The following is a 14329-nucleotide window of genomic DNA, read 5'->3' on the forward strand; positions in this document are numbered from 1 at the left end:
CGCCGTTTGATCGAGCACGGAGGGAACCGCGAATAACCGACCGAAGAACCCGACTTCACCGCGTGCCTACCTGACTGAAAGCGTCCGTGAACGAGTTTCGAGTGGGGCCCCGATGGGATTTTGCGACGAATTGCGGGCCGCTGCCGGTTGCCGTTCGATTCGATGTGGATCGAATGGACTATGCCGGAGCGCGATGGTGAGCCAGCGCCAAGTGCAGGTTTGGCCATGGCGGTGTGGAAAAGCATGTCGGCACGTATTGGTGGCAACCGGCTGTGCCAGGCCGGAAAGAAGACGGGGTGATCGAACCCAGCTACAAGGTGGCGCCGCCTACTGAGTCTTCTGGACCGGTGGCAACTGATGGTTGGCGGCTCGAGTAATCGTAAGCGCTTTTACGGACGGACCGATGCCGGTCGCGAACTCAAAATCCATTGAGAGGATCCGCATAGATACGGCTTGAAAGCGCGGCCTTCTTCTGGTCATTGGTAGTAGCAGCCGTAGACCCCGCCGCCATAGTCCCGGCAGGAATACAACTCGAAAACCTGTCCGGCTTCATCGATCTCATAAGTGGCGCACACGTCAGTGCAATGGCCGGATAACGTCGTTGTAAGGACTCCGCTGCCGCGCGCCGAACGAACAAGTATCGGCCTTCCAACGCCCCTGTCTAGAGGTTGCGCAACGCGCAAGTTGGTGCCCTGGCGTCTAGCAGCGCCGCTCAACAGCGCTGCGTACATTGCCCCTTCCGGTGACTCAGGCGCCTTGAACGTCAGGGTCACCAGTGGATGGGTATGGTCGTCGCAAGGCACGACGTCCAGTATCTCGACATTTTCAATCGCATTGAGTTCTACCGATATCCAATTGTCACAGCGAGTCCCGGCCGCGAACATGAGCTGGGTTGAGGAGTCTTCGGCCAGCTTGACCATACCGGTCAACGTCAATGGTGCCTTCAGGTCATCCCGCCGCAACTTGTCGACGAACTCGCCGACCGATAACGATCTCGTCCGTTCCGTCATGGCTCAACCTCTGTTCGGCATAGAAAACTGCGTCGACAATTGGACCGTTTCATCGGAAAATTTCGAGGCTCTCGAAGGGAACGCCTATCCGACCCCGCTGGTCGGGAGGATAGCCGGACCTGATCGACGTGCAGAGGCAAGGCTACGCCAATCATCCGAGATAGCGGCGGATTGTCAACGGCACGCCATTCCATTTTTCACCTGCCGCCGATACTTTCCACCCAAGTAGTCGTCGGCTGAGGCTGCTCGCTCCGCTCGTCTCGACGGCTCCACGGCTACAGCCGCGATTGACGACATACAGGGGTGGCTAGTGATCCAATGGATGTGAGCTGCCAGCGGCGATCATCGACAGGAGCGCTTCGGCTCGCTCGTTGATGAGCGACATGCGCGCATTCCATTCATCCCGGAGGTTGTGCTCTTGCTTGGCGGTTTCCTGGCCCGGCCACTTTCGATAGAGCAGGCCGATCTCGCTGTTGAAGAAGCCGGTTGCCAGGATGCTAGCAGCAATAAGCATGCCCGTGTCGTCTGAGCCAGGGACGCCCATCCAGCCACCGAGTGCGACGACCAGACGGCGGCGAATACAAATTGTCGTTGGATGGACAGGAAGTCTGAAGTTGTTGCGACGCCAATGGTCAATGACGAAGCCCGGAATCAGCTTGCCGTGCGGCGGGTCGTTGTCGAAGCCAACAGTGGAGCCGTCGGGCAGTAGATCGAGCAATCGCGATGTGGTCCAGGCGATTTCGTCGTGAGACGTGAGAGTGTTGATATCCCTGGCGAGAACGCCAGGTGTGAGAATGTCGTCTGCATCGAGATTCTTGACGAGTTCTCCCCTGGAGTTGGCGAGAGCGAGATTTCTGGTAAGTGCGACTCCACCGCGGCGGCCAGTGCCCACCCGAATGCGGTCGTCAACTCCACGTAGAAGTTCGCTGACTGCGCCAGAGTTACCGTCCTCCTGTAGAACCCATTCGAGAGACCATCCGGGAGGCAAATCCTGGGACATGACCGAGTCGCATGCTGCCTTCAGGTGGTCAGGGTCCGGATTGTAGACAGGTGTGATGACTGAAATAAGGCGATCCATCTCAGCTCCATCGACTCAATTTAGTGGTGTACACAAGTTCACTACGGTCGCCTGGGAGGACAATATCGGCTACCTCGACCACACGACCGTTCATATCGATCGCGATGCGGCGCAAATCGAAGACAGCTACTCCGGTCGTCGGTATACCCAACTCGTCTGCTTCGCTTGCCGTCGGCATTCGGGTATGTACTTCTTCGGTGATGCTAGCAAGTTCGATGCCGATCGTTGAGAGCTGATGTTGGGTACCACCTGGCCACGGCTCGTTATCGTCATCAAGCAGATCGGGATTCGCCTCAGCCACTTCGTAGACGAGGTAGGAGCGAACGAGGCTGAATGGTGCGTCTTCGCTTCGGTACTGGGTTCGGTAGTCGCGCTGGAGGAGCTTCGTACCGACTGGTACACCGAAGGCATCCGCTAAGTCGTCAGCGGCTTCAGCCGTCCTGTATCGGGCGCTGAAAGCAAGGTCGGGCATAGAGAGACCGGTGTCGTACTCCGTTGCACCATTTAACCTTCGGACCGACTCAGGTTCCCGCACACGGTTCTTTTCCCACTGGTGCCGCTCATCGGTTCGCCGGACCTTGATGCGGGGTGCCCTGACATAGGTGCCGACACCGTGCTTGGCCCCGATGAGACCCTCATGACGCAGCACTGCTAATGCCTGTCGGACGGTGGGGACGCTTACTCGATAGTCGTCTGCGAGCGCGGTTTCAATCGGCACACGGTCGCCAGGACGTAGCTCTTGGGACTGGATGCGCTGTCGCAAGCTGTCGGCGATCAGCTCGTACTTAGCTGGCATAGCAATCCTTATTCACTGGGTCCATTGAACCATCTGGTTGCCGTTCCCCTTCGATGATGAGGGGCTTTGAATCGGCGGGGCTCCTGCATCCATTGCACGTATCGTTCGACCTCGGCCCGGACCATGGTCAGCCGCGTCAGCTCAAGGTCGATACACCATCGGAAGTACAGGCGCAGGTCTGAAGTGCAGTGGATGCGGGAGCTGCCGGTGTAGCGGCAAGGTAGGCCGCGCAGACCAGCCGGAGAACGAGGTCGTCACCAGCGAAGGTGACGTCGATATCCGTTGAGGAACCCATATTCAGCATGAACACGATTACCAGTGCGGACCACCCTGGTCGCGGCATGACAGGACGTTTGCCCCAGCGCTGGTCAGGAGCGCGGCATACGGGTCGGCCGGGCACAGGCGAGCCCTCAGGAAAATCCTGGGTCAGGCTGCCGAGTCCGACATTCAACGGCAGCACTAGGCTGAGCGCCGGGGTTTTCCATCGCTTGGCTTCACGACAAAGCGCTGGGACACCTGGCCGGGCCAACATCGTTCGGCCACCGACGAGGCGTTCAGCGAACTGCTCTACACCCAGGTCATCCTCCCGACCCAGACCGAACCCGGGCAGGCCTGCCAAGCCGCGACGTCGGTCGCGACCCAAGCCCTGTCCCATCGGCCTCCGAACTAGCCTGAGGTCTTCGCGAAGCACCTGATGCAAAAGTCGCACGGCGGTCCGTAGGACGTCATCATCCGTCCAGGTGTGGAACTTCTCGAAGGCTTCCGGATCTGATACCGAACCGCGTAGACGGCATTCGGCGTGAGCAGACGCTCACCACCGCGGGCGATCTCGCTGCATCCTGCGCACGCCCAGCGGCAATTCAGTGTACTTGTGTCGGGTGTAGCCAGCGTGCCGGAAGAACGCTCGTCGTACCTTGGATGCTTGCATCACCGCCAATTGCGGTGATTGTCCCGCCGGGGTGCGGAAGTTCTGCGAACCGTAAGGCGCACAGTCAGTTTCGGTCGAGTTTCAGTTGCGTGGCCAGGCCGTCGAGCAGGGCGGCCAGGCCGCGTTCGAACTGCTCGGCCGACGCGTCCTCGTCCGCCGGCGGCCACGGCGAATCGTCCGCTGTCTGCGGCTCGTTGAGCGCGTTGAGGTGCGGGAACTCCCCTGTGCCGAGTAGCTGCATGCCGTATTCGACCGCTGCGGCCGCGGCATCGGGATCGAGAGCGGCCTGTGCGGCGCGGGAGAACGTTTCGATGGCCGCCAGTGCGGCGCCCAGCACGTAGGCGTCGACCGTCGCGATGAGCTCGAATTTTTCCCGCCTGGTAAGCCGGACCTCGGCCAGGGCGGCGAGGTTCTGCTCCATGTGCCGCATGGCATTCGGGCCGAACGCGGCATCGGCGAGCACAGCCGGTGACCAGGGGTGGGCCAGCAGCACCTTGCGGGTGCGGCGGGCGATGGCGGCGGTGGCCGGATGCCAGCCCGCCCGCAGTTCGGCCTCGGGCACGAGCACGTCGGCCAGGATCGCGTCGTGCATCAGCGCCACGATGTCGGCCTTGTTGCGCACGTAGTAGTACAGCGTCATGGTGCCCGAACCCAGCTCTGCCGCAATGCGTTTCATAGTGACGGCATCGAAGCCCTCGGTGTCGGCGATGTGCAGCGCCGCTGCCGCGATCTGATCCCGGGTGAAGCGCGGTTTGCGCCCGGCAGGCTCGGGGCGCGCCCAGATCGGTGCGTTCTCCGCTGCAGACTCCGGCGTTGACATACGTACAGCATACGAATAAGGTTTTCGTATTACATACGAATAGAGCGTATGTTGTACGAATAGGAACGATTATGACCCGCAACCACTCCACCGCGGAGCGTCTTCACCAGGCCATGCACCGACTGCCGGGCTTTCCGGACCATGCTCGGGCCGAGGAACTCAAAACCAATCGCTCCGGCCGGACCCGCGGGGCACGCTGGAACACGACCGTCAACGCCGCGGGTCGGGCCGGAGCGCAGCGCTGGAATACCACCGCGAACGCTGCCGCCGCCGTTCGGACGGCCCGATGGAATTCCAACGCCACCGCCGTGCGCCGGCACGCCAAGCCCCCGCATGTATTCGTGGGCCTGCAGCAATACATCGCCCGCCGCGTCGGGCACGGGGAGTAACGGTGCGCGCGACAGGCCCGGTCGCGATCTCGGTGATCGGAGTCACCAAGGAGTTCGGCGGCGCGGCCGGTCTGCACGGTGTCGACTTCAATGTTCCCGCCGGCACCATGACCGCGCTACTCGGCCCCAACGGGGCGGGCAAGACCACGATAGTGCGAATCCTGTCCACGCTCCTGCGTCCCGACTCCGGCACCGCCCGCGTCGCCGGGCACGACGTGCTGCGCGAACCGGAGCAGGTGCAAGCCCACATCGGCCTGACCGGACAGTCGGTCGCGGTCGACGCCAAGCTCTCGGGGCCGGAGAATCTTCGAATGTTCGGCCGCCTGCAACGACTGCCCTGGCCGGTGGTGCGGGAGCGCTCGACGCAACTGCTCGAGCTGTTCGACCTGGCCCAGGCCGGCAAGCGGGCGGTCAAGACCTATTCCGGCGGGATGCGCCGCAAGCTCGATCTGGCCCTGAGCCTGATCGGCGAACCGACGATCATATTCCTCGACGAGCCGACCACCGGCCTGGATCCTGCGAGCCGGCACGCATTGTGGGAGGTACTGCGCGGCCTGATCCGCACGGGCACAACAGTATTGCTGACCACACAGTATCTCGACGAGGCCGACGCGCTGGCCGATTCGATCGTGTTCCTCGACGCCGGCCGGATGGTCGCCACTGGCACTCCGGCAGAATTGAAGGCCCGCGCGGGCAGCACACAACTCATCCTCACGGCGAGCTCCGAGCAGGCCGCCGCACGGTTGACCGCCAGCCTGGACGGCTATCCGGCCGTCACCGACCTCGAGCAGCGCACCGTGCGAATCGCGGTGCCCGCCACCGGGACCGACGGCCTGAAACAACTTCGGGCCATGCTCGATGCCACCCTGGGTGCCGGTGACATCGCGCACTATGCGGTGCGCGAGCCGGATCTCGACGATGTGTATTTCCAACTCACCGGGCACCGCCGACCCGAGCTGAAGGATGCGGCATGACCGTCGTCTCGATTCCCGTGATCCGAGCCTCGTTCACCTGGGCACTCAGCGACTATTGGGAGATGGTGCGGCGCAGTCTGCGCCATATCCGCCACGATCCCGAACAGCTGATCAATGTGACGCTGCAGCCGGTGCTGACCGTAGTCCTGATGAATTATCTACTCGGCGGGGCGATCAGCACCCGCGGGCACGAGCACTACATCGACTTCGTGATGCCCGGGATCCTCATGGTCGCCATCGTTTTCGCCACGGTGACCACCACGACCAGCGTGGCCGCCGACATGCACGACGGTGTCGTCGACCGGTTTCGTACCCTGCCCATGACCAAATCCTCGGTCATCGCCGGCCATGTCGTTGCCGACCTGATACGCAGCGTGTTCGGGGTGATGGGTCACTACCGGGGTAGGCCTCGCGATCGGTTTCCGGCCGCATGCCGGCCTCGGCGGGTGGATCCTTGCGGTCATCCTGCTGACATTGGTGGCACTCGGAATGTCCTGGCTCGCAGCGTTGATCGGGCTGCTCGGCCGCTCCCTCGAGGTCACCCAGCAGTTGGGCGCGGTCCTCGTGCTGCCGGTATTCTTCAGCAGCGCACTGGTTCCCACCGCCACGATGCCCGGTTGGCTACGGGTCGTGCTCGCCAACCAGCCGGTAACCCAGGCCGTCGACGCGCTGCGGGCGCTACTACTGAACCAGGCTGTCGGCGATCACCTATGGTTGGCACTGTCCGAGTTCGGCGGAATAACCGTCATCGCGGGCGCACTCGCCGGAGTGCTGTTTCAGCGATCTATGAGTTAGCCGGAGTAGGGCCCTCGACGTCATCCGCACCCAGTCCGCAACAGCCAGGATGGTGACTATCTCGCCGACCAACACACGCTCGTCGGCAACACCGCGCATTGCCGAGACACGGGAAGCCTTGCCCGGCAAGCGATCAGGGGCGCAGCCGACACGGCGTTGCGTGCCCCTGATTTCCCGGTCGAACGCGCGCTCGGCGGCCATGAGCGGACGTCGGTCAGCTCCTGATTGGGTAGCTGATCGTGGCATCGCTTCGGTCCAGGCTGCGTAAAACGGGGGAACCTGCGACTGTCTGCCGTATGTCACGCTGCGCTGGGGAAGTACGGATTGCCCTGCACCCAGTGGAATCCGCGACTACACGTTCCGGGTGGGTGAACCCGCGGCGGGCGGGGCCTTCTATCTCGGATGTCGATTGTTCTTAGAATGGGCAGGTGAAGGACATCGGTGCCATAGGCGTGCTGCAGGACCCGGTTCGACGGCGGCTGTATGACTATGTCGCGGCTCGTGGTGAGCCGGTGAGTCGCAATGAGGCCGCGACCGCGGCCGGGATTCAGCGCACGCTGGCTGCGCATCACCTCGACAAGCTGGTCGAGGCGGGGTTGCTCGAGACCGAGAGCCGGCGGCTGTCCGGCCGGTCGGGGCCGGGCGCGGGACGGCCCGCCAAGCTCTACCGTCGGGCGGTGGCCGAACATCAGGTCTCGCTGCCACCGCGCGACTATCGGACGGCCGCAGGCCTTTTGGCTCAGGTCGCCGAGGAGGCACGCTTGGATGTCGAGTTGCAGAAGGCGGCCCGTGAACAAGGGTGGGCAGCACGGGGCGAACCCGTGCACAACCTGTCCGAAGTGGCCGATCTACTTCGTGCTCGCGGTTATGAGCCCTTCGCCGACGATGACACCCTGCGCATGCGTAACTGTCCATTCCATGCCCTCGCCGAGGCGTATCCACCCCTGGTGTGCGGCATGAACCTCGCCTTGCTGCAGGGTCTGTTCGGGGACTCGGCGGAGGTGCATGTGCGCATCGACGCCCGCCCCGGAATCTGCTGCGCCGCCGTCGAACTCTCTAAAATCAATGAAGATTGACATAGAGTTCCGGGCATGGTGAAGTGACCGCATGACCGGTTACCACCTCGCCGAACTGAACACGGCCATCCTCAAGCACCCTCTGGACGACCCACGCATGGCCGGCTTCACCTCCATGCTCGAGCCGATCAATGCTCTCGCCGAGCGCTCACCGGGCTATCTATGGCGCATGGTGGACGATTCCGGGGTGGACGCCACCTCCATGCGCCCGCTCGGCGAGAACGTCATCGTCAACCTGTCGACGTGGGAGACGCGAGAAGCGTTCTGGGACTATGTCTATCGCAGTGGCCATCTGGAATTCCTGCGTCGGCGCAGCGACTGGTTCGAGCGTCCCCGCGAGGACATGATCGTGCTGTGGTGGATACCTGCCGGGCAGATACCGACCCTGGACGATGCGCTGGCCCGCTTGCAAGCGCTGCGTGCGAATGGCCCCTCACCCCTGGCGTTCTCACTGCGGGAGAACTACACGGCCGAGGACGCCCAAGCGTTCGCGTGACCGCGCTCCGAACACCAGGCGAAACGCAGCCCGTCGCGTATGCAGTGACTGACCGGAGGCCACCACACGGCCGAGCTTCGCGAAATCGACTGAAATCGGCAGGAGCGTGGGTTGGGCCGAGCCTCAGCACCGCACAACCGACGAAACCGGGACGAACGCGCACTGTTCGGAATCATCACAGTGACGCCGTTGGACGACTCGGTCAGGTTTCGACACGACCGGTCGACGAAACGTTCGGTGCGAAATCTTGGCGTTTTCTTGGTGAGGGACCGATCAGTGGACCAAACGAATGAAGCCCCTGACCATATTTCCTGGTCAAGGGCTTATTCTTGCTCCCCCATCTGGACTCGAACCAGAAACCTGCCGATTAACAGTCGGCTGCTCTGCCAATTGAGCTATAGGGGACTATCCTTTGGCTCGTCCGTATTGGGCGGGCCGAGGTGAAACTTTAGCGTATCGGCGCGCGCCTTCCCAAATCGCGTCTCTACCTGGAGACATGCGGGGGCTTCGGCGTGTCTGGGGGTGGCGCGCGGTGGGGGTGGATCCGGATCGACAGGCGTACCCGGCGTCGGGCAGGATGGTAGCCGCGCACAGGCACTTTGGGAGGAGCTCTACGAGATGCTGCGGTTGATCATCGGCATTGCGGCCGGATATGTGCTCGGGACGAAGGCCGGGCGGGGTCGCTATGAACAGATCAGTGCGGCGACCCGCGCGGTCACCGGGAGTCCGGTGACTCGCAAGCTGGTTCTCTTCGGGCGGCAGAAGCTGTCGGACAAGCTCAGCACCCAGGCGAAGTTGGAGCCGATGGTACCGCTGGATGAGCGGACCACCGTTCTGGTGCCGCAGGATCAGCTGCGCCGCTGAATTCGCGGGATCCCAGCCGGACATCTGCCGGTTAGCCGTCGAAGAGGTGCACCTGATCGTCGAAGCGCACCGCAGCGGCTGGCAGTCAGTGGGCTAGTCCGCTGGTTACGACATACGCCGGACGAGGAATCGCACGCAGCGACTACCGAACGGAGCTGGTCAGGCCGGTGCGAAGTCGTCGTGATTCCCCATCGCCTGGGTAAGCAGACTCTTCCGGTACTGCTCCAATGCGACAAGATCACCGAACAGCGCCATATAAGCCTCGGCCTGCTCGGTCGACGACACCCGCTGCAGCTTCGACTTCAGCTCCGCGATCTGACGACCGACCCAGGCTTCCTGGACCCGAGCCAGCACGCCGGTAATGAACCGGGGAATGTCGTTGGCCGACTTCACCGGCATCTGCTCACCCGACAGCTCGGAGACCAGCGCACGCATGGTCAGATCATCGGTCCCGTCCGCCACCGCATTGACCCACTCCGCGCCGCTGAGCCCGGAGGCGGTGCCACCGGCGTCGGCGATCATGGCACGAACGGCGGCGTAGGCCGGATGAGTGAAGGCCTCGGTCTCGATCGAATCGAAAACCGCACCGGCCATCGCCGGATATTGCAGTGCCGCACCGAGTGCCTGCCGTTGCGGCAGCAGCGTCGGGTCGTTCGGGTTGGGACGCGCGGCCGGATGTCCGGCGACGACCGCACTTGGCTGCGGCGACACCGGTCCACGGCCGTTCGGACGCCCACCGTTGCGGTTGCGCTTGGCTTCCTCACCGACCCGCCGCACCACGGTCTGGATATCGTCCCAGCCGACCCAGCCCGCCAGCTTGGTCGCGTACGCCTTGCGCAGCGCGTTGTCCTTGATCTGCGCCACCACCGGCACGGCGCGGCGCAGCGCCTCCACCTGCCCCTCGGCGGTATCGAGGTTGTGGTCGGCGAGCAGGCCGCGAATCACGAACTCGTACAACGGGGTTCGCCGGGCCACCAGATCGCGTACGGCGCCGTCGCCGGAGCGCTGACGCAGTTCACACGGGTCTTGGCCGTCGGGGGCGATGGCGATGTAGGTCTGCCCGGCCAACTTCTGGTCGCCCGCAAAGGCTTTCAGCGCCGCCGCCTGTCCGGCCGCGTCACCGTCGAAGGTGTAGATGATTTCGCCGCGCCAGAAATTGTCGTCCATGAGCAGTCGGCGCAGCAAGGCGAGGTGCTCGTCACCGAAGGCGGTGCCGCAGGAGGCGACGGCGGTTTTCACCCCGGCCAGATGCATGGCCATCACATCGGTGTAGCCCTCGACCACCACCGCCTGATGCCCCTTGGCGATCTCGCGCTTGGCGTGGTCCAGACCGAAGAGCACCTGAGACTTCTTGTACAGCAAGGTTTCCGGCGTATTGATGTACTTGCCGGGCATGGTGTCGTCATCGAAGAGCTTGCGCGCGCCGAAGCCGATCACGTCACCGCCGAGATTGCGGATCGGCCACAGCAGCCGCCGGTGGAAGCGGTCGATCGGGCCGCGCTGCCCCTGCCGTGACAGCCCGGCCGCCTCCAACTCCTTGAAGTCGAAACCCTTGCGCAGCAGATGTTTCGTGAGCGTATCCCAGCCCGCCGGAGCGTAGCCGCAGCCGAATTGCTGGGCAGCATTGCCGTCGAAGTTGCGGTCGGTCAGAAACTTGCGCGCCACCTCGGCGTCGGGCTCGCGCAGTTTGGCCATGTAGAACTCGTGCGCGGCGGCATTGGCGGCGACCAATCTGGCCCTGGTGCCGCGGTCGCGCTGCACCGAGGTGCCGCCGCCCTCGTAGTTGATCTGGTAGCCGATCCGATCGGCGAGCTGCTCGACCGCCTCGACGAAGCCGATGTGCTCGACCTTCTGCAGGAAGGCGAAGACATCGCCGCCCTCACCGCAGCCGAAGCAGTGGTACAGGCCGTGGTTGGGCCGCACGTGGAACGACGGCGACTTCTCGTCGTGGAATGGGCACAGGCCCCTCATGGAGTCCGCACCCGCCCGCTTCAGCGCGACGTACTCCCCCACCACATCCTCGATCCGGACGCGTTCGCGTATTGCCGCGATATCGCGATCTGGGAGTCGTCCGGCCACGGCGGTCAGTCTAGGCTAGTCCGGCCTCGACACGCCCAGCGGCTGGTCACGGGTCTACCCGCTCCAGCCGACTCTCGGTATAGGAGGCGATCTGGTCCACGATTACCCGGATCCGCGCGGTGTCGTCGGGCGCGGCGTGCCACCACGGGAGCAGCAGCGGATCCAGCCCGTGCGGCGCCGTCGCGAGCAATCGGGTCGCGACCGCCTGAATTCGCTCGCGCTGCACGGCCTGCCGCTGCTTGTGCACGAGATCGGACATCACGTAACGCAGGGCTACGGTTTTGAGCATCGCGACCTCGGCGGCAACGATCGGCGGAACCTCTAGATCCGCCGCATAGCGGGACAACGGCCCGTCCCCCGCGACTTCCCGGGTGGCCATGATCGCGGCCGTGGCGAAGCGGCCGACCAGTTCACTGGTGAGGCGCTTCAGCGCAACCGAACTGGCGATGGTGCCGTCGTAGGACGCGGCTTCGGCCACCACGGGCAGTTCGGACAGGCGTTGGGCGGCGCCGATCAGGTCGTCCACCGAGAGCGATGGGTGCTGGCCGTGCCCGAGTTCGGCCAGTGCCGCTTGTTCGGACGGATCGGCGAGCGCGCGCAATTCGATACGCCCCGCGATTACACCGTCCTCCACATCGTGCACCGAGTACGCGACATCGTCGGACCAGTCCATGATCTGGCATTCGAGGCTCTTGCGACGGTCCGGCGCATCCTTGCGCACCCATTCCAGCCGATCCAGATCGATATCGTAGGCACCGAACTTGGTGCCCGAACCTGTTCTGCCCCAGGGGTATTTGATGGCCGCGTCGAGTGCGGCGCGGGTGAGATTCAAACCCGCGCTCGTGCCGTCCGCATCCAGAACCTTCGGTTCCAGCCGGGTGAGAATGCGCAGATTCTGCGCATTGCCCTCGAATCCGCCGTACGCGTCGGCGAAAATGTCGAGGGCCTTCTCGCCATTGTGGCCGTAGGGCGGGTGACCGATATCGTGCGCCAATCCGGCCAGGTCGACCAGATCCGGATCGCAGCCGAGACCGTCGGCGATACTGCGCCCGATCTGGGCCACCTCGATCGAATGGGTCAAGCGTGTGCGCGGAGTGTCACCGTCACGCGGACCCATGACCTGGGTTTTGTCGGCGAGTCTGCGCAACGCCGCGGAGTGCAGCACGCGGGCTCGGTCGCGGGCGAATTCGGTGCGGTGACCGGTTTCGAATTCACTGCGCGGCGGGCCGAGTCCGGCGGTCTTGGCGCCCTCCACCACCATGCGCTCGCGGTCGTGCTCGGTATACATCGAATCTCACTGTCCCGCTGAGTATTTGAAGTCCGATGAGAAGTGCGTGAGCTGATACCAGAGCAAAGCGCCGGTCTCCCTTGCGATTCCGTGCGCTTGGGACTCCCTGGTGTAGACGGCGGGGCCGGTCCGGGTCGGCGCGGTCCAGGCTTCCAGCCCGGCGTCGCGGGCCATGGTTCTGGTGCGCAGCGAATGCCACGGATCGCTGACCAGCACCGCCGATGACATCTCGCGGGCGCTCATGGCGGTCGCGACCGCCTCGATGCTGCGCAGCGTGTCCGAACCTGTTTCCACGGCGAGGATCCGGTCGCTCGGTATGCCACGCTCCTCCAGGTAGTTCTTGCCCGAGGCTGCCTCGGTGTACAGATCGCCCTCCTGCTTACCGCCGACGGTGATCACCTTGGGTGCGACACCGGCCTTGAACAGCTTGTAGGCCTGGTCCAGTCGTGCCTCGAACACCGTCGACGGTGTGCCGGAGTATTGCGCGGCGCCGAGGACGACGATCGCATCCGCCTTGCTGTAGTCGTCGATTCGCGCCACCTGCCAGACCCGGAATGCGGTGCCGCCGACCAGCACCGCCCCCATCAAGATCGCGCCGAGGACCAGCCGACGCGCCCAGCGCACCAGCCCGCCTCCGACGCCGCGGGACGGGCCGGATCCGGTAGCCGAGGCCAGGGTCGCCGAATTCACCTCATCAAGTTTGCCAGGTCACCCACGACGAGAACGTAACCGGCGGATATCGATCGGCGATGCTTACCTTTTGGTTAGTACTGAACTTATTAGTCAGTACTTGTCGTTTATGCAGCAACGAATCGAGAATGGATCCGGCGCCAATCCAAATCTCATACCTTTCAGGAGTGGATACATGACGACATCCGTGACGGTTCTCGGGCTCGGCGCGATGGGACAGGCGCTGGCCGCGGCCTTCGTAGGAGCCGGACATCCGACTACAGTCTGGAATCGCAGTGCCGGTCGAGACGCGGAACTCGTTGCGGCAGGGGCGAAGTCGGCCCAGACGGTGGCCGAGGCGGTCGCCGCGAGCGATCTCGTAGTGGCGTGCCTGTTGGACCATCGGTCCGTGCACGAGGTACTCGATCCGGTGACCGATGTCCTCGCCGGTCGCGCGCTGGTCAACCTGACCAGCACCGAGCCGCGCGGATCGCGTGAACTGGCCGAATGGGCCGCGGACCACGGCATCGACTTCCTCGACGGCGGCATCATGGCCGTCCCGCCGATGATCGGCCGGCCCGGCTCGTCGGTGCTCTACAGCGGCTCCCGCCGGCTCTTCGACGACCATCGCGCCACACTCGAATTACTCGGCAGCGCAGAGTATTTCGGCACCGACGCCGGGCAGGCGGCACTGGTCGACTTCGCCCTGCTCGCCGGGATGTACGCCATGTTCGCGGGCTTCTATCACGGCGCGGCGATGGTTCGCGCGATCGGCATGTCGGCCGAGGACTTCGGACAACGCGCGTCCGGCTGGATCGCGGCGATGACCGGATCACTGTCGAGGGCCGGAGCCACCATCGACTCCGGCGATTACTCGAAACCGTTGCAGCCCTTGGATTTCACCAAGGCCGCGGTGGATGCCATCGTGTCGGCCAGCCGCGATGCGGGTGTGGACCTGGACGTCGTCGGCGCGATCAAGAATCTCGTCGATCGCCAAGTCGCCGACGGCTACGGTGCGGACAGCAGCGAGCGGATGTTCGAAAGTCTCAACCCGCGCGCCGCATAAG

The 14329-nt window shown here is 63.9% G+C and carries 14 protein-coding genes, 1 tRNA gene and 1 pseudogene; 8 read left to right on the forward strand and 8 right to left on the reverse strand.

Annotated elements, in window-relative coordinates; all coding sequences use genetic code 11:
- Positions 1-476: 476 nt before the first annotated feature.
- The 4 genes from NA5_RS27635 to NA5_RS27650 all read right to left on the reverse strand — a co-directional run bounded on the left by NA5_RS27635 (position 477) and on the right by NA5_RS27650 (position 4632).
- A complete protein-coding gene (locus NA5_RS27635; RefSeq protein ID WP_062991177.1) occupies positions 477-1010 on the reverse strand; it encodes a hypothetical protein in 534 nt (177 codons plus the stop codon).
- A gap of 307 nt (positions 1011-1317) precedes the next feature.
- A complete protein-coding gene (locus tag NA5_RS27640; RefSeq protein ID WP_062991179.1) occupies positions 1318-2088 on the reverse strand; it encodes a glycosyltransferase in 771 nt (256 codons plus the stop codon).
- A gap of 1 nt (position 2089) precedes the next feature.
- The gene (locus NA5_RS27645) at positions 2090-2884 is read right to left on the reverse strand and encodes a GntR family transcriptional regulator (RefSeq protein ID WP_062991181.1); all 795 of its coding nucleotides are present in this window, start codon (positions 2882-2884) and stop codon (positions 2090-2092) included.
- A gap of 992 nt (positions 2885-3876) precedes the next feature.
- Complete coding sequence (locus tag NA5_RS27650; protein ID WP_062991183.1) at positions 3877-4632, reverse strand: TetR/AcrR family transcriptional regulator; 756 nt, start codon at positions 4630-4632, stop codon at positions 3877-3879.
- 71 nt (positions 4633-4703) lie between these two features.
- Here NA5_RS27650 and NA5_RS40700 point away from each other — a divergent pair, with 71 nt between their 5' ends.
- The 6 genes and pseudogenes from NA5_RS40700 to NA5_RS27680 all read left to right on the forward strand — a co-directional run bounded on the left by NA5_RS40700 (position 4704) and on the right by NA5_RS27680 (position 8362).
- The gene (locus NA5_RS40700) at positions 4704-5021 is read left to right on the forward strand and encodes a hypothetical protein (RefSeq protein ID WP_062991185.1); all 318 of its coding nucleotides are present in this window, start codon (positions 4704-4706) and stop codon (positions 5019-5021) included.
- A gap of 2 nt (positions 5022-5023) precedes the next feature.
- Positions 5024-5995, forward strand: coding sequence for an ATP-binding cassette domain-containing protein (locus NA5_RS27660; protein WP_062991187.1), 972 nt, complete (start codon positions 5024-5026; stop codon positions 5993-5995).
- A gap of 62 nt (positions 5996-6057) precedes the next feature.
- Positions 6058-6315, forward strand: a pseudogene (locus tag NA5_RS43300) (ABC transporter permease); the annotation flags it as partial.
- Between the two features lie 94 nt (positions 6316-6409).
- Entirely contained in the window at positions 6410-6790 is a 381-nt protein-coding gene (locus NA5_RS42920; protein ID WP_084484468.1) for an ABC transporter permease, read from the forward strand.
- Positions 6791-7218: 428 nt separating this feature from the next.
- A complete protein-coding gene (locus tag NA5_RS27675; protein WP_062991194.1) occupies positions 7219-7866 on the forward strand; it encodes a helix-turn-helix transcriptional regulator in 648 nt (215 codons plus the stop codon).
- 31 nt (positions 7867-7897) lie between these two features.
- Positions 7898-8362, forward strand: coding sequence for a DUF3291 domain-containing protein (locus tag NA5_RS27680; RefSeq protein WP_062991196.1), 465 nt, complete (start codon positions 7898-7900; stop codon positions 8360-8362).
- Positions 8363-8694: 332 nt separating this feature from the next.
- Here NA5_RS27680 and NA5_RS27685 read toward each other — a convergent pair.
- Positions 8695-8767: transfer RNA gene (locus NA5_RS27685), tRNA-Asn, on the reverse strand.
- Positions 8768-8980: 213 nt separating this feature from the next.
- On the opposite strand from NA5_RS27685, the gene NA5_RS27690 reads away from it, so the two are divergent.
- On the forward strand, positions 8981-9226 hold the full coding sequence (locus tag NA5_RS27690; protein WP_040688111.1) for a hypothetical protein: 246 nt from the start codon (positions 8981-8983) through the stop codon (positions 9224-9226).
- A gap of 159 nt (positions 9227-9385) precedes the next feature.
- Here NA5_RS27690 and dnaG read toward each other — a convergent pair whose 3' ends face one another.
- Genes dnaG through NA5_RS27705 form a run of 3 tightly spaced genes read right to left on the reverse strand, consistent with a single transcriptional unit; the run spans position 9386 to position 13283 of the window.
- Positions 9386-11305: a DNA primase gene (gene dnaG, locus NA5_RS27695; protein WP_062991198.1), complete on the reverse strand. Its 1920-nt coding sequence runs from the start codon at positions 11303-11305 to the stop codon at positions 9386-9388.
- Positions 11306-11351: 46 nt separating this feature from the next.
- The gene (locus NA5_RS27700; protein WP_062991200.1) at positions 11352-12593 is read right to left on the reverse strand and encodes a deoxyguanosinetriphosphate triphosphohydrolase; all 1242 of its coding nucleotides are present in this window, start codon (positions 12591-12593) and stop codon (positions 11352-11354) included.
- A gap of 6 nt (positions 12594-12599) precedes the next feature.
- Positions 12600-13283, reverse strand: coding sequence for a YdcF family protein (locus tag NA5_RS27705; protein ID WP_062991202.1), 684 nt, complete (start codon positions 13281-13283; stop codon positions 12600-12602).
- A gap of 175 nt (positions 13284-13458) precedes the next feature.
- Here NA5_RS27705 and NA5_RS27710 point away from each other — a divergent pair, with 175 nt between their 5' ends.
- Positions 13459-14328, forward strand: coding sequence for an NAD(P)-dependent oxidoreductase (locus tag NA5_RS27710; RefSeq protein WP_062991204.1), 870 nt, complete (start codon positions 13459-13461; stop codon positions 14326-14328).
- The last annotated feature ends 1 nt before the right edge of the window (position 14329 follow it).

This window comes from Nocardia anaemiae NBRC 100462 (assembly GCF_001612725.1).
Classification (GTDB): Bacteria; Actinomycetota; Actinomycetes; order Mycobacteriales; family Mycobacteriaceae; genus Nocardia; species Nocardia anaemiae.